Below are 21358 nucleotides of genomic sequence, written 5' to 3'. Positions count from 1 at the left end.
CCCTGTGATCATGCCGTCCCCACGTCGTACAGCACGCCAGAGCGATCTGCTCGAGCGGCTGGTCGCCCTGCTGGCGGCCGAGGGTTTCGCGTCCTTCACGCTCGACGAGCTGACCGAGCGGCTGCGCTGCTCGAAGACGACGCTGTACCAGCTGGCGGGCAGCAAACAGGAGCTGGTCCGGGAGGCGGTGAAGCACTACTTCCGGGAGGCGACCCAGGCCATCGAGAAGGAGGTGGCGGACACCTCCGCGCCCGCGGACCGGGTCGTGGTCTACCTGAACGCGGTCGCCCGGCAGCTGAGGCCGCTGTCACGGGGGTTCCTCGACGACATGGCCGGCTTCGAACCGGCTCGCGAGGTGTACGAGGCCAACACGCGGCTCGCCGTCAACCGGATGAGGCAGCTGATCGCGGAAGGGGTCGCAGCCGGTGCCTTCCGTGATGTCAACGCCGCGTTCGTGGGCGAGGTCGTCGCCGCCACCATGCAGGAGATCCAGCGCGGCGAGGTGGCCGCGCACACCGGGCTCACGGACGCGGAAGCGTACGCCGAGCTGGTGTCGCTCATCGTGCACGCGGTCTCGCGCTGACCTCTGCGCCCCAGTCCCGGAGCACCGACTCGGCGTCCGCGCCAGGAGCACCAGGAGTGCCCGGAGCCGACGGCCGGCCGCCGGGCGTGCGGGAGAACCGAGGGGCGGGCGCGGCCTGGAGGATGCCGTCGACCTCGGTCAGGGTGCGGCGGGCCGTCACATGGGGGTGCGCGCCCGCCTCGGCGAAGGTGAGGACGGGGGTCACGCACGCGTCCGTGCCGGCGAAGTGCGCGGCCCACTCGTCGCGTGTGCGGGAGGCGAACACCTCGGTGAAGCGCGCCCGCAGCGCCGGCCAGCCGTCGCGGTCGTGCTGGGCGGGCAGCCGGTCGGGGTCGAGCCCCAGTCCGTCCAGCAGGGCCGCGAAGAAGTGCGGTTCGAGCGCGCCGACGGCGACGTACGAGCCGTCGGCGCACGCGTAGGTGTCGTAGAACGGGGCGGCTCCGTCGAGGAGGTTGGAGCTTCGCTCGTCGGACCACTCGCCCATGCCGCGCAGCGCGAGCGTCATCTGGCTCAGCAGGGCGGCCCCGTCGATCATGGCGGCGTCGACGACCTGCCCGGCTCCGGAGCGTGAGCGTTCCCAGAGCGCGGCCAGGACGCCGACGACCAGGAGCATCGACCCGCCGCCGAAGTCGCCCACCAGATTGAGGGGTGGGGGCGGTGGCCCGTCGTCGCGGCCCATTGCGTGGAGCACGCCGGTGAGACCGATGTAGTTCAGGTCGTGCCCGGGGTCCTGCGAGAGCGGGCCGGTCTGCCCCCAGCCGGTGATCCGTCCGTAGACGAGTCCCGGATTCTGTTTCCCGAACATCTCGGGGCCGACCCCGAGCCGCTCGGCGACGCCCGGCCGCAGGCCCTCGATGAAGACATCGGCCCGGGCGGCCAACTGCTGTACGAGCGCGCGCCCTTCGGGCTGCTTGAGATCCGCGAAGACCGACCGGCGGCCGCGCAGCACGATGTCGGCCGCGCCTGCGGGGCCGAGCCGGAGTGCCCGGCCGGAGGGCCTCTCCACACGCACCACGTCGGCGCCGAGATCGGCCAGCACCATGGCGGCGTGCGGAGCCGGTCCGAGCCCGGCGAGTTCGAGGACGCGCAGGCCGGTCAGGGGGCCGGTGGATCCGCCGCTGGGCATCATGGTCTTACCGTACTACGAGCGATACTGTTGTATCGCGTTGCGTATCAATAATTCCCAGTGCTCCGACCGAGGACGTCTCATGCCCGCTACCCGAACGCTCCCCGCCCCGGAAGCCGCCGACCTGATCGCCCTGACCCGCGAGCTCGCGGCGAAGGAGCTCGCACCCCGCGTCTGCGAGGCGGAGGCCGAGGAGCGGTTCCCCCGCGAGGTCTTCCGTACGCTGGGCCGGGCCGGCCTGCTGAGCCTGCCCTACCCCGAGGAGTACGGCGGCGGTGGCCAGCCCTACGAGGTCTACCTGCAGGTGCTCGAAGAGATCGCCGCTGTGTGGTCCAGCGTCGCGGTCGGCGTCTCTGTGCACGCCCTGTCCTGCTTCGGCCTCGCCGTCTTCGGCACCGAGGAGCAGAAGGACGAGTGGCTCCCCGGCATGCTCAGCGGCGAACTGCTCGGCGCCTACTGCCTGTCCGAGGCGCACGCCGGCTCCGACCCCGGGGCGATGCGCACGCGCGCCGTCAGGGACGGCGACCACTATGTGCTCAACGGCGCCAAGGCATGGATCACGCACGGCGGGCACGCGGACTTCTACACGATCATGGCGCGTACGTCCGACGAGCGTTCGGGCGGCATCTCCTGCTTCCTCGTCCCGGCCGGCACCCCCGGAGTGATCGCCGATCCGCCCGAGCGGAAGATGGGCCTGACCGGATCGGTCACCGCGACGATGCGCCTGGAGGACGTACGCGTCCCCGAGCATCGCCGGATCGGCGAGGAGGGCCAGGGACTCGAGATCGCCTTCGCCGGGCTGGACAGCGGACGGCTCGGCATCGCGGCGGTGGCCACCGGCCTGGCGCAGGGCGCGCTGGACCACGCCCTGCGCTACGCGCGGGACCGGGAGACCTTCGGGCGGCCCATCATCGAGCACCAGGGCCTGGCCTTCGTGCTCGCCGACATGGCCGCGGCCGTCCAGGCCGCCCGTGCCACCACGCTGGCCGCCGCCCGGCTCAAGGACCAGGCACTGCCGTTCAGCTGCGAGGCCTCCATCGCCAAGCTGGTCGCCACCGACAACGCCATGAAGGTCACCACCGACGCCGTCCAGGTGCTGGGCGGCTACGGCTACACCCGTGACTTCCCGGTCGAGCGCTACATGCGTGAGGCCAAGGTCATGCAGATCTTCGAAGGCACCAACCAGATCCAGCGCCTGATCATCGGCCGTGCGCTCAGGGAGGACGACCGGGGCGACCTCAGGGTGCGGTGAACGACGGCCCGGGCAACTGCCCGGGCAGCGCGACCGGTTGGCCGGTGCGGATGGAGTCGTAGGCGGCCAGGACGATCCGCAGCGAGCGCAGCCCGGCCTCGCCGTCGGGGCGGGGGCGGCGGCCGGTGCGGGCGGCGTCGAGGAACTCCTCCAGCATGGCGGCGTCCAGGTCGGTGCCGCCGGGCTCCCAGCGGGCGCGGGCGGCGGTGGAGTCGAAGCCGCCGAGGAGGCGGGGGAAGGCGTCGAACTCGACGACGGCCCGTTCGCCGACGCAGGTGAGGGTCAGGCCGCCCCAGGTCGGGTGATCGCGGGGGTGGCTCCAGCTGCAGTCGACGGCGGCCACGGCACCGCCGGGATAGCGGACGGTGACCAGGCCCGCGGTCTCGACCTCGGCGTCGTCCAGCACGCTGTTGGCCTGCGCGTACACCTCGGCCGCCTGCTCGCCGTCCAGCAGGACGTCCATCAGGTCGGCGAGGTGCACGGTGTGGTCCATCACCGCGCCCCCGCCGGCCAGCTCCGGGTCGGCGAACCAGGGCCGGGAACGGGCCGGGTTGGAACCGTTGTTGGTGCCGTGGACGCTCACCAGGGCGCCGAGCGAGCCGTCGGCCAGGGCGCCGCGCAGAGCGGTGAAGGCGGGGCTGAACCGTACGGGATAAGCGGTCATCAGGCCGACGCCGGCGCGGGCGCAGGCGTCGATCATGGCCAGGGCATCGGCCTCGGTCGTGGCCAGCGGCTTCTCGCACAGGACGTGGGCGCCGGCCGCGGCGGCCCGCTCGACCAGGTGCCGGTGGCGGGCGTTCTCGCTGGTGACGATGACGGCGTCGGGGCGCAGCGCGAACACCTCGTCCCAGGTGCCGGCGTACGCCGCGCCCAGCCGCTCGGCCAGGGCACGGCCCCGGTCCGGGGCGCCGGGCGGGGCGTCGGGGTCGGCGGTGACCAGGTCGATGCCGTCGCGGCCGCGCAGCAGCTCGACGTACGTCGCGGCGTGGACGTGGGCGAAGGACAGGACGGCGACCCTCACGTGGCGTTCTCCTCTGTTCGTACCGCCTCGATCTGTACCGCCCGCCCGGTGCGGGCCGACTCGGCGGCGGCCTCGGCGATACGCACCGCCGCAACCCCGTCCCGGGCGCTCACCCGGGGCTCCGGTCCCGTCCCGGCGAAGGCGGCGGCGAACTCGTGGATCTGGGCCGTGTACGGGGACTCACCGAAGTCCCCGGCCGGGATGCCGTCGGCCGCGCCCGACGTGCCGGCTCCGGTGACCCGCAGACCCGGCGAGTCCAGCGAGTCGTGTGTCACGGTCCCGCCGGTACCGGCGATGTGGAAGGTGGTGCGGAAGGGCGTCGCCGGCGGTCCCCAGACGCCCACGACCTGGGTGATGGCGCCCCCGGCATGGGTCAGCACAGCGGTGCCGGTGGCGACCGCGCCTTCGGGGGCCGGGGCGGTGAGGTGGCCGCGCTGGTGGGCGTGGACGCGTACGACCTCGCCGAACAGCCAGCGGGCGATGTCCATGTCGTGGATCATCTGGTCCATCAGGATCCCGCCCGAGCGCGCCGGGTCGGCGAACCACGGGCTCCAGGTGGGATACCGCCCGGTCCGCGTGAACCGGGCGACCGCCACCCGGCCGAGCCCGCCCGCCGCGACGACCTCGCGCAGCCGCGCGTACGCGGGGAACCAGCGCACGACATGCCCGGGGTACAGCCGCACCCCGGCGGCCTCGGCGGCATCCGCCATCGCCCCGGCGTCGGCGGCGGTCAGCGCGAGCGGCTTCTCGCACAGCACGTGCGCCCCGGCGGCGATGGCGGCCATGGCTATGCCGTGGTGCGTGTCGGTCGGGGTGCACACGTCCACCACGTCCGCGCCGGCGATCGCCTCGTCCGGCGTGCCGACGGCGGCGGCGCCGAACTCCCGGGCCAGGTCGGGGGCCCGCCCGTCGGGCGCGTAGACGCGTACGCGGGCGCCGAGCGCGGTCCAGGCGGGCAGGTGTACGCGGGCGATGCCGCCGGCGCCGATCAGCGCGACGTCGAGTTCTGCCATCGGGTGGGTCTCCTAGAGGGTGTCAGCCCTTGAGGGCGCCGCTGAGCACGCCGTTGATGAAGTGCCGCTGGAAGATCAGGTAGACCAGGACCACCGGGGCGATGACGATCAGCGTGGCCGCCGCGAGCAGCGGCACGTCGACGCCGTACTGGCCGGTGAAGAAGCCGAGTCCGGCGGGCGCGGTGCGCCTGTCCGGGTCCTGGATCAGGATCAGGGGGAGCAGGAACTGGTTCCAGCTCCAGACGAAGTACAGGACGCCCAGGGTGGTCACCGCCGGGCGGGAGACCGGCATCAGCACGCGCCACAGCGTCGTCCACGACGAGGCTCCGTCGAGGCGGGCCGCCTCGATGAGGCTGCGCGGCATGGTCGCGAAGTGCGCCCGCATCCAGAAGACGCCGAAGGGCATGAAGGCACCGACCTCGGCGAGGGCCAGGCCGGGCACGGTGTTCGTCAGCCCGGCGGCCCGCAGGTCGTAGTAGAGCGGGATGACGGTGACCTCGGTGGGAATGGACAGCCCGAGAAGCAGGTAGCCGTAGAGCCGCCCGCGTCCGGGGACTTCCATGGTGGCCAGCGCGTAACCGGCCAGCGTGGCGCACAGCACCGCCGCCGGGACGACGGCGAGCGCGATCACCGTGCTGGAGCGCAGCAGGGTGCCGAAGCCCGCGGCGGACCAGGCGTGGGCGAAGTTCTCCAGGTGGATGCCGTGCGGCACGGCGAGGCCGGTCAGCGGGGCGCCGGCCGGCTGGAGCGAGGCCAGCAGCAGGGACAGGAACGGCAGCAGGACGGCGGCCAGGAAGACGGCGAGGACGGCGGGCGCGGCGAGGCTCCTCGCGATGCGGGTCGTCACGGGGCCTCCCTGGCAAGGCGGTTGATCACCAGCACGGCCACCGAGATGACCGCCGTCAGCACCACGGCCAGGGCGCTGGCCACGCCCACCGCCCCGCCGCCGAAGGCGAGCCGGTAGATGAGGATGCCGGGGATGACGGTGCTGTTGCCGGGGCCGCCGCCGGTGGTGATGTAGATCAGGTCGAAACTGGACAGCGCGGCGATCACCGTGATCGACGCCGCGACCGCGAACTCCGGCCGCAGCAGCGGCACCGTGATCGACCAGAACTCCCGCACCGGGCCCGCGCCGTCCATCCGCGCGGCCTCGTAGATCTCCTGGTCGATGCGCTGGGTCCCGGACAGGAACAGCACCATGCACAGGCCCGACACCACCCACGTCCCGATCAGCCCGACGGCCGGCAGCGACCAGGTGAAGCTGCCGAGCCACGAGTCGGCCAGGCTCCCGAGGCCGACCGCCCGCAGCGCCTGGTTGAGGGTGCCGTCGTCGGCGTACACCCAGCGCCAGATGATGGCGACCGCGACCAGCGGGAGGACCTGCGGCAGGAACAGCAGCGTACGGACCAGGGCGATGCCGCGGCCTCCGGAACGGCGGGAGACGATCGCGGCCGATACGAGGCCGAAGAAGATGGGCAGGACGGAGAAGAAGACGATGAGCGCGCCCGCGTGCCAGGCCGCCGCGCGCAGCTGGGGATCGTCGATGATCCGGCGGTAGTTGGCCAGACCGACGAAGGACGGCAGGGTCACCCCGTCCCAGTCGAACAGCGACAGGTACGCGGTGTGCAGGGCCGGGAGCACGGCGAACAGCGTGTACGGCAGCAGCGCGGGCAGCACGTACAGCAACGCCACCGCCCGGCGGCGGCGTCGTCCGGCGCGCGGCCGTGCGGCAGGGGCGGTCGCGCGGGCCGGGGCGGGGCGCGCGGGCCGGCCGGTGGCGGTCGCGGTCACGAGTGGTAGGTGTCGAAGTCGGTCTGGAGGTTGGACAGGAACTTCTCCACCGTCACTTTGCCGCCGGCCAGCAGCTGGAGCTGGGTGGTGAGGGTGTCGGGCATCGTCGGGGTGGAGGCGTTCTGGATGAAGGGCTCCAGGCCGGAGTCCTTGGCGATGGTCTGCCATCCGGTGCGCACGTCGCCGAGCAGCCCGCTCTGCGAGGGCATGGAGGTCGCGTCGGGGGCCATGAAGCCCGCCTTGGCGGTGATGGCGGCGGCCTGCCGGGTCGCGGCGAAGTCGAGGAAGGCGGCGGCCGCGGCGGGGTTGGCGCACTTGCTGGAGACGCAGTAGTAGACGCCGGCGCCGGTGGTGCGCGCCGTGCCGCCCTTGTCGGCCGGGGGCATGGTGAACAGGCCGCCCTGGTCGCCCAGGCCCTTGGCGACCGCGGCCGCTGCCCAGTTGCCGCTGATCCGGAAGACGCCCTGGCCCTTGGCGAAGGCCGCGGTGGCGTCGTTGTCGCTGGTGCCGTTGACCTTGGCGGTGACGTAGCCCTTGTCCACCCAGCGTTTGAGGGTGGTGGCGGCGGTCACGGCCTCGGGCCCGGTGATGGTGGCGCCCTTGTGTCCGAAGGCCCACGCCTCACGGTCCTCGGGTTTCATGAAGACCGACAGCAGGACGTTGAAGGGGTGGTTGAGGCCGCCGTCGAGGTTGCCCGCGACCAGCGCGGTCTCACCGGCGGCCTTGGCCTTGGCGAACAGCGCCTCCAGCTCTGCCACGGTGGCCGGCGGGACGGTCAGCCCGAGCCTGCGGGCCTTGGCCCTGTTGTAGTAGACGCCCTCGAAGGACAGCCCGCCGGGCACGCCGTACAGGGCGCCGGTGCCGACCGTCTTGCCGTCGGCGGAGAAGGTGATCTGGTCCAGGCCGGGGAACTTGTCCGCCCAGCCGTAGGCCTTGCCGTACGCGTCCATGCCGAGCAGCAGCCGGCCCCGGACGAGGTTCTGCATACCGGAGACGAACTGGGCGATGTCGGGGGCGGAGTCGGCCGACATCGTGGTGTTGACGCTCTTGAGGTAGTCGTCCCAGCCGGTGTACTGGCGCTTGAAGGAGACGTTCGGGTACTTCTCGCGGAACGCGGCGATCAGGCCCGGGGTCATGGTGGTGTCGTCGGCGTCGGCGACCACGAGAGTGATCTTGCCGGTCGGTACGGACGTGGCGACCGGACCGCTGCCGCTGCTGCCGGCGGCGGCGGGCGACGCGCCGGGGGTGAGGTTGCTGCAGGCCGCGAGGAGGGAGGAGCCGGCGACTGCGGCGGCGCCGGTGGCGGCGAGAAGGGCCCGTCTGGATACGTACGGGGGAGTGGGCGTTGTGTGGCTCATGGCGTTCTCCTGGGACGGCGGCACGCAGGGGAGGGTGGCGCAGGAGTTGGCGGAGAGGGTTTAATAACGCAGTTGCGTTTTATAATCGAGACCATGGCAGCGCGCGTCAAGAGCCGTCGGCCCGATTGTTGGGCCCGATTGTTAGGGTCGAGGACCGCCCTTCCACAGGAGGTTGACGATTGGCCACCCCCACGGACCCCGTGGCCCCCGCCCCTGAGAGGGAGACGGAGGCGGAGGCGGTCTGGCCGCTGAGCGGCGCCCCGGCCCAGGGTCCCGCAGGAGGTCAGGGCCCGCCCGCCGTGGTGGGTGTGGGGGACCTGCGCGCCACGAACGCCGCAGCCGTCCTGGCCGCCGTGCGCTCGGCGGACCCGCACCCCCGGCTGTCCGAACTCGTCCAGGCCACCGGGCTCTCGCGCCCCACCGTCGAGGTGATCGCCGAGGAGCTCGCCGGCTGCGGGCTCATCGAGGTCGCCCCGGCCCCGTCCGCGCGCGGCCAGCGCTCGCCCGGCCGGCCCGCGCGCCGCTTCCGCTTCCGTCCGCATGCGGGTTTCGTCGTCGGCGTCGATGTGCGGGCGCGCTCGGTGACCGCCTGCCTGGCCGACCTCGACGGGGAGTCGGTGGCGGTCGAACGCCGGTCGGTACGCGCCGATCTCACCGGTCCGGCCCGCGCAGCGGCCGTGACCACGGTGATCCGCGCCGCCATGGACCGGGCGGGCGCGGACGACCGGCGGATCTGGGCCGCCACCGTGGGCACCCCCGGCCTGGTCGACCGGGACAACACCCGCATCCGTCAGGCCGACAACCTCAAGGACTGGGCGGGGGCGGACATCACCGGCGTCCTCCGCGAGCTGCTGGGCTGCCGGGTCGCGGTGGAGAACGACGCCAACCTCGCCGCGCTGGGGGAGCAGTGGCGCGGTGTGGGCCGCGCGGCCGAGGACAGGGCGGGCGAGGCGGCGGCGGGCGAGGCGGCCGGTGAAATGGTCTTCGTCCTGCTGGACGAACGCCTGGGCGCGGGCGTCATCACCGGCGGCCGTCTGCTGCGCGGCCACCACGGCGCGGCCGGCGAGATCGGCTTCATCCGCTTCCCCGGCCGTACGCCGCCACAGCCGGGCCTGGCCCCCCTGGACCCCGGCACCATCCCGGCCGCCGCGTCAGGCGATGCCCGTGCGGCGGCGGCCGTCGAAGCCTACGGACAGCGGCTGGCCGAGGGCGTCGCCCCCGTACTGCTCGCCCTCGACCCGGCACTCGTCGTCCTCAGCACCGGCCTCTTCCCGGAGCCCGCCCTGCTGCCCGCCGCGGACCTTCTCCTGGACGCCGCCCAGCGGCACGCCGACGGTCTGCTCGTCGACCCCCCGCGCTGGCGGCTGTCCGCCCTCGGTGACGACGCCGTGATCACCGGAGCGGTCCGCTTCGCCCTTTCCTCCGTCGAGGTCGTGCTCCGCACCCGCCCCACCAGCCTCGCCGTACGCGGAGCCGGTCAGCTCACATCCTGAGGCGGTGGGCTCCCGGGCCCCGACTCCCGGGAACCGCACCGTGGTCCCTCGCTGTCCGCAGCTGTCCGTCCGTCCTGCGTCAGGCGGACGCGGAGGCCTCGGCGGGGGCCTCCTGCCCGACCGCGTCGGCCCCGGGGGCGGGGCGGTCCACGGCGGCGGCCGGGATGAGGGCGGCGACCGCCGCGGCGACCAGCGCCACGCCGCAGCCGATCAGCAGGCCGACGTGGAAGCCGTTCTCCGAGGCGAGGGTGTAGCCGCCCATGGTGGTGGTCATCTGCGAGAGCACCACACCGATCACGGCGGCGGCGAAGGACGTGCCCAGCGAGCGCATCAGCGTGTTGAAGCTGTTGGCCGACGCGGACTCGGACTGCGGCACCGAGCCCAGGATCAGCGCGGGCATCGCGCCGTACGCCAGACCGACACCGGAGTTGCACACCATGCTGACGATCAGCAGCCCGACCGCGGACCCCATCAGCACCATCGACAGGCCGTAGCCGGCCGCGATCACCAGCGTGCCCAGGATCAGGGTGAACTTGGGGCCGCGGGCGGTGCTGATCTTGCCGCCGAACGGCGAGACGAACATCATCATCAGACCGCCGGGGGCCATCCACAGGCCCATGGCCAGCATCGACTGGCCGAGGCCGTAGCCGGTGGCCTTCGGCAGCACCAGGAGCTGCGGGACGATCAGCATCGAGGCGTACATGCCGAAGCCGACCAGGACCGAGGCGATGTTGGTGGTCAGGACGCGCGGCTTGCGGGTGGTGCGCAGGTCCACCAGCGGGTCGGTGACGCGCAGCTCCCAGAAGCCCCAGGCGGCGAGGAACATCACGGCGGCGGCGAACAGGCCGAGCGTGGTGGCCGAACCCCAGCCCCAGTCCGCGCCCTTGGAGACCGCGAGCAGCAAGGACACCAGGCCGGCGCCGAGTCCGACCGCGCCGACGAAGTCGAAGCGCTGGCCCGCCGCGCCCGGCTCGGTGCTGGGCACCAGGAACCAGATGAGGGTGGCGATCACGCTCGCGAGCGCGGCCGCGCCCCAGAACAGCGCGCGCCAGCTCGCGTACTCCGCGACCCCGGCGGCGATCGGCAGGCCGAGGCCGCCGCCGATACCCATGGAAGCGCTGACCAGGGCGATGGAGCCGCTCAGCTTCTCCGCCGGCAGCACGTCACGCAGCAGGCTGATGCCGATCGGCACGATGCCCATGCCCATGCCCTGAAGACCGCGGCCCACGATCATGGGTACGACGGACGAGGCCAGCGCGCACACGACCGAGCCGATGATCAGTGGCGCGGCGGAGAAGAGCAGCATGCGCTTCTTGCCGTAGAGGTCGCCCAGACGGCCGCTGACCGGCACGAAGACCGCTGCCGACAGCAGGGTCGCGGTGATCACCCAGGCGGCGTTCGACGAGCTGGTGCCCAGGATCGTGGGCAGCTCGGAGATCAGTGGCGTCACCAGGGTCTGCATGATCGCGGCGACGGTGCCGGCGAACGCCAGTGTCGCGACGACGGCGCCGGTGCGGGTGGTCGGCTGGGGGCCGTCCATGAAGTACTCCTCTGTGCTGTGAACAAGCGGAACTGATGTGCATGATACATATAGAATGTATCGTGCATGTTATGTGCGCGGGGCATTCCCGGGCGGAGGCGGAGACGGCATCCTTGGTCATCGGCGGCACCCGCAAGCACGAGCAAGAGGAGAACAACGATGGACACGCCCGCGCCAAAGCCGACGCGCCGGCTCGAGTACGAGCAGATGCTGCTCAGCCGGCACCTTCACCTGAGCAAGGCCAACGGGCGGCGCAGGGACGGCACTCTGGAGCGCAGCGCGTACATCCTGCTCAGCCGCATCCGCGTGCAGGGGCCCATGTCCATCGGTGAGCTGAGCGAGGCCTTCGGGCTGGACTCCTCCACCCTCAACCGGCAGACCGCCGCCGCCCTGCGGTCCGGGCTGGTCGAGCGGATCCCCGACCCGGACGGCGGCATCGCCCGTAAGTTCCGCCTCACCAAGGAGGGCGAACGCCGCCTCGACGAGGAGCGCGACGGCAACGTCCAGGCCCTCGACGTGATCATGGCCGATTGGTCGGCCGAGGACATCGCGGTGTTCGCCGACTGCGTCAAGCGTTTCAACGCCGACATCGAACGCCTCCACGGCAACCCCTGGCCGCGGCCGGAGCAGCGGTGAGCGGCGGTGACGAGCCGGTCCTGGTGACCGGCGGCAGTGGGTTCGTCGGCAGTCATCTGGTCCAGCAACTGCTGGAGCGCGGCTACCGTGTGCACACCACGGTCCGGGCCTTGGCCAACACCGCGAAGGTGGCGCCTCTGCGGGGCATGCAGGAGCGATTCCCCGGTTCGCTGGAGCTGTTCGAGGCCGACCTGCTGGCGGAGGGCTCCTTCGACCGGGCGATGGACGGCTGCCGTGTCGTCTTCCACGTGGCCTCGCCGTTCCTGATGCCCGAGAAGATCAAGGACGGTCACAAGGACGTCGTCGAACCGGCTTTGTCCGGCACGCGCAATGTGCTGGCCGCCATGGAGCGAACGCCCACGGTCGAAAAACTCGTCCTCACCTCGACCGTCGGTGCGATCTTCGGGGACTACATCGACGTTCTGGACATGCCCGGCCAGGTTCTCTCGGAAAGCTTCTTCAACACCACCAGCACGGTGGAGAACAACCCGTACCACTACGGGAAGACGGTCGCCGAGCGCGAGGCCTGGGAGGCGGAACGCGCCCAGGACCGCTGGCGCATGATCGCCGTCAACCCCGGCCTGGTGCTGGGCCCTTCACTGACCCCCGCCTCGGACTCCGGCAGCCTGTTCCTCATCGACGAGCTGTTCAAGGGGTACTTCTTCTACGGGGCGCCCGACTTCAGCTTCACCCTCGCCGACGTCAGGGACGTCGCGAGCGCCCACATCGCGGCGGCGGAGACCCCCGGCGCGCACGGACGCTACATCGTCGCGGCGCGGGAGATGGTGTCCTTCCTGGACATGTCCAGAGCCATCCTGAAGCGATTCCCCCGGAACCTCCGGCTGCCCCGGCACGCCCTCCCGCACTGGCCGGTCAGGATCCTGGGCCCCGCGTTCGGCCTGACGCCGGACTACACCCGCAAACACCTCGGCATCAGCTTCACCGTCGACAACCGCCGAAGCACGCAGGAACTGGGCGTCACCTACCGGCCCGCCGAGGAGACACTCATCGACCACTACCTGGCCTGGCGTGGCCACAGGTCCTGAGCCCTGACCTCGTCGCGCCGGCCCGCGAGGCCGCCGCCCATCGAGGCGACCAGCGGAGCGATGCGGTGCGGCACCCGCTCCCGGAGCGCCATTTCGGTACGGGTCCGCACGACACCGGGCACGTGGATGAGGCGCTGGATCACATCCTCCAGGTGGGCGTTGTCCCGGGCGACCACCCGCGTCAGCAGATCGCCGCCGCCGGTGATGGAGAACGCCTCGATGATCTCCGGCACGGCCGCCAGCGCGTCGCCGACATCGTCCAGATGGCCCTGGGTGACCTCGATGTGCACGAAGGCCAGCACGGGATGACCGAGGGCGGCGGGCGACAGCTGAGGCCCGTACCCCGTGATCACTCCGTCGCGTTCCAGCCGCTCCAGGCGGGCCTGGAGCGTCCCCCGTGCCACGCCGAGGAGGCGGGCGTACTCGCGCACGCTGGTGCGCGGCTGCTCCAGCAGCAGCGTCAGGATCCGCGCGTCCAGTCTGTCCACGGCCATGAGCCACTGGCCTCCTCGTGGTCGGCATCACAGGCTCGTGACTGTACCAATGGCACAGCCGAATCGCCCTGTCTTGAGCCACTGCTCCCGATCGTGCTTTCCTGGGTGCGACGACGGCGTTGCGCAGGACCCCCGAGGTCCGCGCAACGTCCTTTTTCATGCCCGGAAGGGCGCGAGGGGGATGTGGGCGATGCGGCGGATGTTCATGAGTCCGGACCCGGGGCACGCGCGCCTGCGCACCGCCACCCGGGCCGTCCTCGGCATCGGCCTGGGCGTCGCGCTGACGCTCGCCGCGGGCCTGCCGCTGCCGGCCGTCGTCGTGGGCGGGCTCGCCGCGCTGCTGGCGCTGTTCACCGTGACCGACCCGTGGGTCGGCGGACAGGCCGCGACCACCGCGCTGCTGCCCGTCGCCGGGCTGCCCGTGCTGGCGCTCGCCGCCTGGCTGCACCCGTATCCGGCGGCGCGCGACGCCGCGTTTCTCGCGGTGGTCTTCGCCGGGGTCTACGCCCGCCGCTGGGGGCCGCGCGGCCACGCGCTGGGCGTGTTCGCGTTCATGATGTTCTTCGTCGCACAGTTCCTGCACGCGGTCCCGGCGCTGCTGCCCGAGCTGTACGCCGCCGTCGGGCTCGGCCTGGCCGCCGCCGCGCTCGTCCGCTTCGGGCTGTGGTGCCACGAGCGTGGTACGCCGCCTGCGCATGCCGTCGTTCTGGCGCAGCCGCGCGGCATGCGCAGGCCGACCACCCGGCAGGCCGTCCAGGCCACGCTCGCGGCGGGCGTGGCGGTCGCCGTCGGCCAGGCGCTCTCACAGGACCGCTGGTACTGGGCGGTGGGCACCGCCTGGTGGATCTTCGTCAACACGACCTCGCGCGGCGAGACCCTCGTCCGCGGCTTCCGCCGGGTCCTCGGCACGGTGACGGGCATCGCGGCCGGACCGGTGGTCGCACTGCCCCTGCACGGTGCCCCCGTCCCGACCGCCGCCCTGGTCGCCGCCTGCGTCTTCGGGATCTTCTACACGGCCCCGGTCTCGTACAGCTGGATGATGTTCTTCGTGACCGTCATGGCCGGGCTGCTCTACGGGCTGCTGGGCATCCTGCGCCCGGAGCTGCTCCTCCTGCGCCTGGAGGAGACCGCCGTGGGCGCGCTCGGCGCCGCTGCCGCCGTCCTCGTCGTGCTGCCCGTCACCACGAACGCCGCCACCGACGCCTGGATCCAGCGCTCGCTGCACGCCGTACGGGACTTCACCGCCGAGGCCACCCGCCACCTCGCCGGCGGCCCCGCCGACGACCTGCTCCGCCACGTCGCCGAACTCGACCATCTGCTGGGCCGGGTACGGATCTCCGTGGCGCCGCTGGTCCATCCGCTCAGCCCCATGCGCCACCGCAAGGCCCGGGCCCGCGCCGTACTGGCGCTCCTGGACGACTGCGCGGTAAGGGTCCGCGCGCTCGCCGAGGCCGTCGCCGACCCGTACGCGCACGGCGACGCCCGGCTGCTCGCCGCCTGCGCCCGCGTGGAGGCCGCCGTGGCCCTGCTCGTGGAGCCCGGAGCGGCGATGGCCGCCCGTGGCCCGGAACCGGCCGCCTCCGGGCCCGCCGCGGGTCACCCGCACGCGGAGCGCGCGCTCGCGCAGCTGCACGGCCTGGAAAGGGCGCTCACGCGCCTGGCCGCGCCCCTGCGGACGGCTTCGCGGGCCGAACTCGCCGTATGAACACGCCGCCCTGACCAGCAGCATGGACAATATGCCTGCTTTTGAGGCGTATTCACCGTACATGGACAGGATGGATCAGCCCGGTCGTTGGGTAGGACCGGTGCCATCGCGCGTACGGACGGACACGGCTGGGGGTGCGTGGCGTGATCGAGGACGAGGACCGCAAGGAATGCGACGTATGGGAGTCCGCCCAGGACTTCCTGCTGCTGCGCCATCGGGAGGAGCCCGAGGCCGGTGACCCGGGACTGCGGCTCGCGCAGGTGCGGGCGGAGATCGAGGCCACCGGCAGCTACCGCCACACCCGCGAGGAACTGGTCTTCGGGGCCAGGGTGGCCTGGCGCAACAGCAACCGCTGCATAGGACGGCTCTACTGGAACTCGCTGCGTGTGCGCGACCACCGGGACACCGCCGACGCCGGCGGCATCGCCCGGGAGGCCGCCGAGCATCTGCGCATCGCCGCGGGTCTCGGCCGGATCAGGCCCGTCATCACCGTCTTCGCCCCCGACCGGCCGAGCCGGCCCGGACCGAGGATCTGGAACGAGCAGCTCATCCGCTACGCCGGCTACGCGCGGCCCGGCGGCACGGTGACCGGCGACCCGCGCAACACCGGCATCACCGAGGCCGCGCTGCGGCTCGGCTGGCCCGGCGGCCCCGGCACCGCCTTCGACGTACTGCCGCTGGTCGTCCAGGGCAGCGGCGAACAGCCGCAGGTGTTCCCCCTGCCGCGCGACGCGGTGCGCGAAGTGCCCATCGTCCACCCCGAACTGGAGTGGCTCGCCGAGTGGGGGCTGCGCTGGTACGCGGTGCCGGCGATCTCCAACATGTGCCTGGAGATCGGCGGGGTCTGCTACCCGGCCGCGCCCTTCAACGGCTGGTACATGGGCACCGAGATCGGCGCCCGCAACCTCGCCGACCGCGACCGCTACGACCTGCTGCCGCGCTTCGCCGCCCGCCTCGGCCTGGACACCAGCACCGACCGCTCACTGTGGAAGGACCGCGCCCTGGTCGAGCTCAACCGGGCGGTGCTGCACTCCTTCGACCGGGCCGGTGCCACCGTCACCGACCACCACACCGAGTCCCGCCGCTTCCTCGCCCACATCGACCGGGAGGAGCGCCGGGGCCGCAGCGTACCCGCCGACTGGTCCTGGATCGTGCCGCCCATCTCCGGCTCCGCGACCGGGGTCTTCCACCGCACGTTCGACAACGGGCAGCACAGCCCCGCCTACGTCACCCACCCGCAGGCGCGGGCGCTGGCCCGGGGCGAACCACTGCTGGCGCGACGGGCGGTGTGAGGGCGGTGTGACGGACGGTGTGGCGGCCCCCACGTACGAACCGGTCACCGGAGGGACTACTCTCAGCCGCCGTACAGACAACAGGCGGAAGAGGTACGGCAGTGGCCGGGCATGCGTACATCGGGTCGTTCACATCGGCGGGCGGGCCGGGACTGACCGCTGCCTCCGTCGACCCCGGCACGGGGGCGCTGACCGTGCTGAGCTCCACGGACGCGGTGGCGAACCCGTCCTTCCTCACGCTGTCGGCCGACGGAGAACTGCTGTACGCGGTCAGCGAGGTCCCGGAGCAGGGCGGCGCGGCCGTCTTCTCGCTCAGCGACCCGGGCGAGCCCCGGCAGTTCGGCAAGGTCGTGCCCGTCGGCGGCGGCGCTCCCACCCACCTGGCGCTGCACCAGGGCCACCTGCTGACCGCCAACTACGCGACCGGCACCGTCAGCGTGCTCCCGGTCGCCGTGGACGGCGGCCTCGGCGGGCCCGTCTCCGTCATGGAGCACGAGGGCGACGGCCCGGATCCGCAGCGCCAGAGCGGGCCGCACGCCCACATGGTGCTGCCCGACCCCTCGGGCCGCTGGGCGCTGACCGTGGACCTGGGCACGGACTCGGTGCGGGTGTGCGAACTCGACGAGGCCACCGGCGAGCTGGAGATCGAGCGGGAGCTGGGGCTGCGCTCCGGGATCGGGCCGCGCCACCTGACGTTCCATCCGCGCGGGGACCGGGCCTACGTCATCAGCGAGCTGGACTCGGCCGTCACGGTCTGCCACTGGGACGCCGGCATCGGGCGGCTGCGCCCGGTGGCCGAGGTCTCCGTGCTGCCGGAGGACTTCCCGGGGCCCAACTACCCCTCGGAGCTGGTGCTCTCGGCCGACGGCCGCTTCGCCTGGGCCGCCAACCGCGGCCACAACAGCATCGCCGTGCTCTCCGTCGACGAGTCCGGCGACCGGCTGGAGCTGCTGGAGACCGTCGGCTGCGGCGGCGACTGGCCGCGCCACCTCACCCTCGACCCGTCGGGAAGCCGCCTGTACGCCGCCAACGAGCGCTCCGGGAACGTCGTCTGGTTCGACATCGACGCGGAGACCGGCAGGCCCGTACAGGGCGGCTCGGTAGCCGTCCCGGCGGCGTCCTGCGTCGTGTTCCGCTGAACCGCGGTCCGCTGAACCGCCGGCAAAGCGAAGGGCGCGGACGGCAATGCCGCCCGCGCCCGTACGTACGGAAGAGTCAGTGGGCCGGAGCGCCCTGCGAGGGCTGCTGGGCGATGCCGAGCGCCGTCGTGTACTTGGCGATCACGAGCTTGCCGACCGCCACGTAGGGGCCGAGCGCGTCGGCGCCCATGCAGCCGGCCTCCTTGGAGGCGTCGTGCAGCAGCTCAGGGGCGATCTCCGGGCCGATCAGGCAGGGTGCCAGCGCCAGCGTGTGCGAGCCGGAGGAGCGCAGCTGGTCGGCGGCCTGGGCGATGGAGCCCTCGACGTCCAGGGCGGCGGCGAGCACCGGCACCGCGAGGCGGGCGGCGAGCAGCAGGCCCGTCACCCCGGCGGCCTGGACGGCCTCCTCGCCGCCGACGGTGGCCAGGATGATGCCGTCGGCCGCGGTCGCCACGGTGAACAGCCGGGCGCGGTCGGCGCGGGCGAGACCGGCCTCGGACAGGCGCACGTGCAGGGCCTCGGCGAGCAGCGGGTGCGGGCCGAGGACATCGGTCACCTCGGCGGCGCTGCGGCTGTCCATGACGGCCTGGCGGACCCGGCGCATGACCGAGGCCTCGGGACCGGCGAGCAGCGGCACGACGACGGCCGCGGGGCCGTCCTCGGTACGCTCGGCGGCCGCCTGGGCCAGCACGGCCTCCAGCGTCGGGTACTCGCCGCCGTCGCCGTCCACCCAGCCGATGCGGGGGTCGAGGCCGGACAGCTCGGAACGGGCGATGCTGATGACTTCCTCCGCCAGACTCCGGGTCGCGGAGGACGGGGTGCCGGGCACGGCGAGGACGAGCGCGGGTGCGCCCTCGGGCGTGGTCAGCTGTTCCGGTCGCCGGTGCCGACCGGGCTGGCGGGGGCGAGGCATACGAACGGGCAGCCCGGATGCGGGGCCTTCGGCAGTGCTCATGGCGAGGCATGCTAGTGCCTCGGAGGGCTCTCATGTTCGGGAGGGTCCTACGCAGGGGGTACCTGTCCGGTTCCGTCCCGATACGGTGCCGGACAGGCCGGTCCGGCCTGTTTCCGACACCGTATCGAACCGAAAGGGTTAGGGAGTGTCCGGCTGTCCGGCTCAGCCGAAGCCGCGGGCGTCCTGCTTGAGAGCGGTGTCGACGGTGAGCGCGGAGGCCACCACCATGCTCAGCAGCGGGTCGGCGAGCGGACGGTGGATCTGCAGCACGTAGTTGTCCGCCGTGGTGAACATGGTCTTGGCCAGGCCCTCCCACGTCTTGGTGATCCGGCCGACCTCGGTCTCGGTGTGGTCCACGATCGCGAAGTTCCAGGCCCGCCAGTTCTCGGCCTTGATGGCGCCGATCTTCTGGCCGTTGACCTCGAAGGAGAAGTTGATCTTCCCGATCGCGTTCTGCTGGACGATCTCGCCGAGCGTCACACCGTCCGGACGCTGCACGATCACCTTGGACTTGATGAACTTCGCGGGCCGGGTCAGCAGCAGCTGCGGCTGGCCGTACGCGTCCCGCACCTCCAGGCGCACCGGCAGGTACTGGTCGATGCTGGACACGAAGCGCAGCACCTTGCGGGCGGTGGACTGCCCGACCTGGACCACCGAGCCCAACTGGCGGCCGCCCTGGTCCATGACGCTGTACTCGTTGTTGAGCTCGATCAGCTTGGCCTTCTGGTTCACCACCAGGATCGGCTCGCTGAACATCGTGCCGCCGCCCGGGCCGGTCGGGGCGATGCCCGCCTGCTGCTGCACCTGCCGCTGCACGCGCGCCGGGTCATGGCCGCCGTCCACCCCGAGCTCCCAGGGGTTGTCCTGCTGCGGCGGCTGGCCGTAGGGCTGCTGCGGGGCCTGCTGCGGGGGCGCCTGCTTCTGGAACTGTCCCTGCGGGGGGACCGCTGCCTGCGGCTGGCCTGGATTGGTGTGCTCGGTCCACTGGGAGCCGTCCCAGTAGCGGAGCAGGTTCGGAGTGCCGTGCGGGTCCGCGTACCAGCCCGCCGGGGTGTTCGAATGCGTGGTCACCCGGGCAGACTAACCGTTTCTCATACGGTCAGGGCAGCCGCCAGTCGACCGGCTGCGCTCCCTGCCGTGCCAGCAGGTCGTTGGCACGGCTGAACGGCCGGGAGTCGAAGAAGCCGCGGTCCGCCGACATGGGGGAGGGGTGCGAGGACTCGATGGCCGGCAACTCGCCCAGCAGCGGCCGCAGATTGCGCGCGTCGCGGCCCCACAGGATCGACACCAGCGGCCGGCCGCGCCCGGCCAGCGCCCGTATCGCCTGCTCGGTGACCTCCTCCCAGCCCTTGCCGCGGTGCGCGGCGGGCTGGCGCGGGGCGGTGGTCAGCGCCCTGTTGAGCAGCAGCACACCCTGCCGGGTCCACGGGGTGAGGTCGCCGTTGGACGGCCGGGGCAGACCGAGATCGCTGCCCAGCTCGCGGTAGATGTTCTCCAGGCTGCCCGGCAACGGGCGCACCTCCGGCGCGACGGAGAAGCTCAGCCCCACCGCGTGCCCGGGAGTGGGATACGGATCCTGGCCTACGATGAGCACCCGCACCTCGTCGAACGGCTGCTGGAAGGCCCGCAGCACGTTCGCCCCTGCGGGGAGGTACGTACGCCCCGCGGCCACTTCCGCCCGCAGGAAGTCGCCCATCGCGGCGATCCGCTCCGCCACGGGCTCAAGGGCCTTCGCCCAGCCAGCCTCTACGATCTCGTTCAACGGTCGTGCTGCCACGGGCAGTCACTCTAGCGGCTCAACGAGGGGTCAGATCACCGCCGCCCGGACGCACAGCACATCGGGGAGATGCTCGGCGACCAGCTCCCAGCTGTCGCCCTCGTCCGCGCTCGCGTAGACCTCCCCGTTGCGGTTGCCGAAGTACACCCCGGCGGGGTCGGCGTCGTCGGTGCGCAGGGCGTCGCGGAGCACCACGCCGTAGTGGTCGCCGTCAGGCAGGCCGGTGTTGAGGGGCTGCCAGGAGGCCCCCGCGTCCTCGGTGCGGTAGACCCGGCAGCGGTAGCCCGGCGGGTAGCGGTCGCTGCCGTCGCTGACCGGGAAGACGTAGGCCACGCCGCCGCGCCGGGGATGGGTCGTCACGGCGAAGCCGAAGTCGGCGGGCAGGCCCTTGCCGATCTCGGACCAGCTCGCTCCCGCGTCGTCGCTGCGGTAGACCCCGCCGTGGTTCTGCAGGTACAGCCGGTCGGGGTCCACCGGATCCGGGGCGATCTTGTGCACGCACTGCCCGAACTCCGGGTACTGGTCGGGCAGGAACTCCGCCTTGAGCCCGGTGTTGGACGGGGCCCAGCTCGTGCCGCCGTCCTTCGACCGGTACACACCGCCCGAGGACACCGCCACCGTCACCGCGTCCGCGTCCCGGGGGTCGGTGACCACGGTGTGCACGGCCTGGCCGCCGAAGCCCGCGCCCCACTGCTCGCGCTGCGGGTGCTCCCACAGGCTGCGTACGAAGGCGAAGGTCTCCCCGCCGTCGTCGGAGCGGAACAGCGCGCCCGGCTCGGTGCCCGCCCACACCACCTCGGGCGCTCCGGGCCCGGCGGGCTGGAGCTGCCACACGCGCTCCAGCGAGGCACCGGTGTCCTCGGGGAAGCGCACCGCGGGCCGGGCCGGCTCGTGCCAGCTCACTCCGAGGTCGTCGGAGCGGAACACCGACGGGCCCCAGTGCGAGCTGTCGGCGCCCGCCAGGATCCGGGGCACGGCGCGGCGGGTGTCGATGCCCACCGAGTAGACCGCCTGCATCGGGAAGTGCGGCCCGGTGAGCTCCCAGCTCCCGCCGCGGGCGCCCCCGCCGCCCCGGCGTCCTAGGAAGAGGCCTTTCTGCGTGCCGACCGCGAGCAGAACGTCGTTCATGGTGCGTCT

Annotated in this window: 20 protein-coding genes; 8 read left to right on the top strand and 12 right to left on the bottom strand. The window is 72.6% G+C overall.

The genetic code is table 11. From position 1 onward, the window contains the following. Window positions 1-10 precede the first annotated feature (10 nt). Window positions 11-583 (top strand): TetR/AcrR family transcriptional regulator, encoded by a 573-nt coding sequence (locus OG607_RS03070; RefSeq protein WP_405718371.1) that lies wholly within the window; start codon window positions 11-13, stop codon window positions 581-583. On the opposite strand, the gene OG607_RS03065 is transcribed toward OG607_RS03070, so the two are convergent. After that, window positions 558-1712: a CaiB/BaiF CoA transferase family protein gene (locus tag OG607_RS03065; protein ID WP_405718369.1), complete on the bottom strand. Its 1155-nt coding sequence runs from the start codon at window positions 1710-1712 to the stop codon at window positions 558-560. The two genes, OG607_RS03070 and OG607_RS03065, sit on opposite strands and share 26 nt — an antisense overlap. Before the next feature lie 79 nt (window positions 1713-1791). Here OG607_RS03065 and OG607_RS03060 point away from each other — a divergent pair, with 79 nt between their 5' ends. Further along, a complete protein-coding gene (locus OG607_RS03060; protein ID WP_405718367.1) occupies window positions 1792-2961 on the top strand; it encodes an acyl-CoA dehydrogenase family protein in 1170 nt (389 codons plus the stop codon). Here OG607_RS03060 and OG607_RS03055 read toward each other — a convergent pair. From OG607_RS03055 to OG607_RS03035, 5 genes are read right to left on the bottom strand one after another with little or no spacing between them, the layout of a single operon-like run. Then, the gene (locus OG607_RS03055; protein ID WP_405718364.1) at window positions 2948-3982 is read right to left on the bottom strand and encodes a Gfo/Idh/MocA family protein; all 1035 of its coding nucleotides are present in this window, start codon (window positions 3980-3982) and stop codon (window positions 2948-2950) included. The genes OG607_RS03060 and OG607_RS03055 overlap by 14 nt on opposite strands. Next, window positions 3979-4995 (bottom strand): Gfo/Idh/MocA family protein, encoded by a 1017-nt coding sequence (locus tag OG607_RS03050; protein ID WP_405718361.1) that lies wholly within the window; start codon window positions 4993-4995, stop codon window positions 3979-3981. Before OG607_RS03050 ends, OG607_RS03055 begins: the two co-directional genes overlap by 4 nt. A 22-nt stretch (window positions 4996-5017) precedes the next feature. After that, window positions 5018-5842 carry a carbohydrate ABC transporter permease gene (locus OG607_RS03045; RefSeq protein WP_405718358.1) on the bottom strand — a complete coding sequence of 275 codons (825 nt, stop codon included), beginning with the start codon at window positions 5840-5842 and terminating at the stop codon, window positions 5018-5020. Then, the gene (locus tag OG607_RS03040; RefSeq protein WP_405718356.1) at window positions 5839-6786 is read right to left on the bottom strand and encodes a carbohydrate ABC transporter permease; all 948 of its coding nucleotides are present in this window, start codon (window positions 6784-6786) and stop codon (window positions 5839-5841) included. Before OG607_RS03040 ends, OG607_RS03045 begins: the two co-directional genes overlap by 4 nt. Continuing rightward, entirely contained in the window at window positions 6783-8144 is a 1362-nt protein-coding gene (locus OG607_RS03035; protein ID WP_405718353.1) for an ABC transporter substrate-binding protein, read from the bottom strand. The genes OG607_RS03040 and OG607_RS03035 overlap by 4 nt, the downstream gene beginning before the upstream one ends. A 179-nt stretch (window positions 8145-8323) precedes the next feature. Between OG607_RS03035 and OG607_RS03030 the strand changes: the two genes are divergently transcribed. After that, window positions 8324-9637, top strand: coding sequence for an ROK family protein (locus OG607_RS03030; protein WP_405718350.1), 1314 nt, complete (start codon window positions 8324-8326; stop codon window positions 9635-9637). 79 nt (window positions 9638-9716) lie between these two features. Here the strand turns inward: OG607_RS03030 and OG607_RS03025 are convergent, their stop codons facing one another. Then, window positions 9717-11177 (bottom strand): MFS transporter, encoded by a 1461-nt coding sequence (locus OG607_RS03025; RefSeq protein WP_405718348.1) that lies wholly within the window; start codon window positions 11175-11177, stop codon window positions 9717-9719. Between the two features lie 159 nt (window positions 11178-11336). On the opposite strand from OG607_RS03025, the gene OG607_RS03020 reads away from it, so the two are divergent. After that, window positions 11337-11813, top strand: coding sequence for a MarR family winged helix-turn-helix transcriptional regulator (locus OG607_RS03020; RefSeq protein WP_405718346.1), 477 nt, complete (start codon window positions 11337-11339; stop codon window positions 11811-11813). Then, a complete protein-coding gene (locus OG607_RS03015; protein WP_405718344.1) occupies window positions 11810-12859 on the top strand; it encodes an NAD-dependent epimerase/dehydratase family protein in 1050 nt (349 codons plus the stop codon). Before OG607_RS03020 ends, OG607_RS03015 begins: the two co-directional genes overlap by 4 nt. On the opposite strand, the gene OG607_RS03010 is transcribed toward OG607_RS03015, so the two are convergent. Further along, a complete protein-coding gene (locus OG607_RS03010) occupies window positions 12829-13353 on the bottom strand; it encodes an Lrp/AsnC family transcriptional regulator (RefSeq protein WP_405718342.1) in 525 nt (174 codons plus the stop codon). The two genes, OG607_RS03015 and OG607_RS03010, sit on opposite strands and share 31 nt — an antisense overlap. 199 nt (window positions 13354-13552) lie before the next feature. Here OG607_RS03010 and OG607_RS03005 point away from each other — a divergent pair, with 199 nt between their 5' ends. From OG607_RS03005 to OG607_RS02995, 3 genes are all read left to right on the top strand, one after another. Then, window positions 13553-15058: an FUSC family protein gene (locus tag OG607_RS03005; RefSeq protein WP_405718340.1), complete on the top strand. Its 1506-nt coding sequence runs from the start codon at window positions 13553-13555 to the stop codon at window positions 15056-15058. A gap of 143 nt (window positions 15059-15201) precedes the next feature. Continuing rightward, entirely contained in the window at window positions 15202-16350 is a 1149-nt protein-coding gene (locus OG607_RS03000; protein WP_405718338.1) for a nitric oxide synthase oxygenase, read from the top strand. Window positions 16351-16451: 101 nt separating this feature from the next. After that, complete coding sequence (locus OG607_RS02995) at window positions 16452-17489, top strand: lactonase family protein (RefSeq protein WP_405718336.1); 1038 nt, start codon at window positions 16452-16454, stop codon at window positions 17487-17489. A gap of 76 nt (window positions 17490-17565) precedes the next feature. Here OG607_RS02995 and OG607_RS02990 read toward each other — a convergent pair whose 3' ends face one another. The 4 genes from OG607_RS02990 to OG607_RS02975 form a co-directional block, all read right to left on the bottom strand. Continuing rightward, window positions 17566-18444: a sirohydrochlorin chelatase gene (locus OG607_RS02990; protein ID WP_405718333.1), complete on the bottom strand. Its 879-nt coding sequence runs from the start codon at window positions 18442-18444 to the stop codon at window positions 17566-17568. 162 nt (window positions 18445-18606) lie between these two features. Continuing rightward, window positions 18607-19515 (bottom strand): phospholipid scramblase-related protein, encoded by a 909-nt coding sequence (locus tag OG607_RS02985; RefSeq protein WP_405718330.1) that lies wholly within the window; start codon window positions 19513-19515, stop codon window positions 18607-18609. 28 nt (window positions 19516-19543) lie between these two features. Beyond that, window positions 19544-20221 carry a uracil-DNA glycosylase gene (locus tag OG607_RS02980; RefSeq protein ID WP_405718327.1) on the bottom strand — a complete coding sequence of 226 codons (678 nt, stop codon included), beginning with the start codon at window positions 20219-20221 and terminating at the stop codon, window positions 19544-19546. A gap of 30 nt (window positions 20222-20251) precedes the next feature. Next, window positions 20252-21349 carry an exo-alpha-sialidase gene (locus OG607_RS02975; protein WP_405718324.1) on the bottom strand — a complete coding sequence of 366 codons (1098 nt, stop codon included), beginning with the start codon at window positions 21347-21349 and terminating at the stop codon, window positions 20252-20254. Between the last annotated feature and the right edge of the window lie 9 nt (window positions 21350-21358).

Origin of the sequence: Streptomyces sp. NBC_01537 (genome assembly GCF_045040445.1) — a bacterium.
Classification (GTDB): domain Bacteria; phylum Actinomycetota; class Actinomycetes; order Streptomycetales; family Streptomycetaceae; genus Actinacidiphila.
Note: the sequence above shows the minus strand (reverse complement) of the source record. Positions and strands in the feature narration are given on the sequence as shown.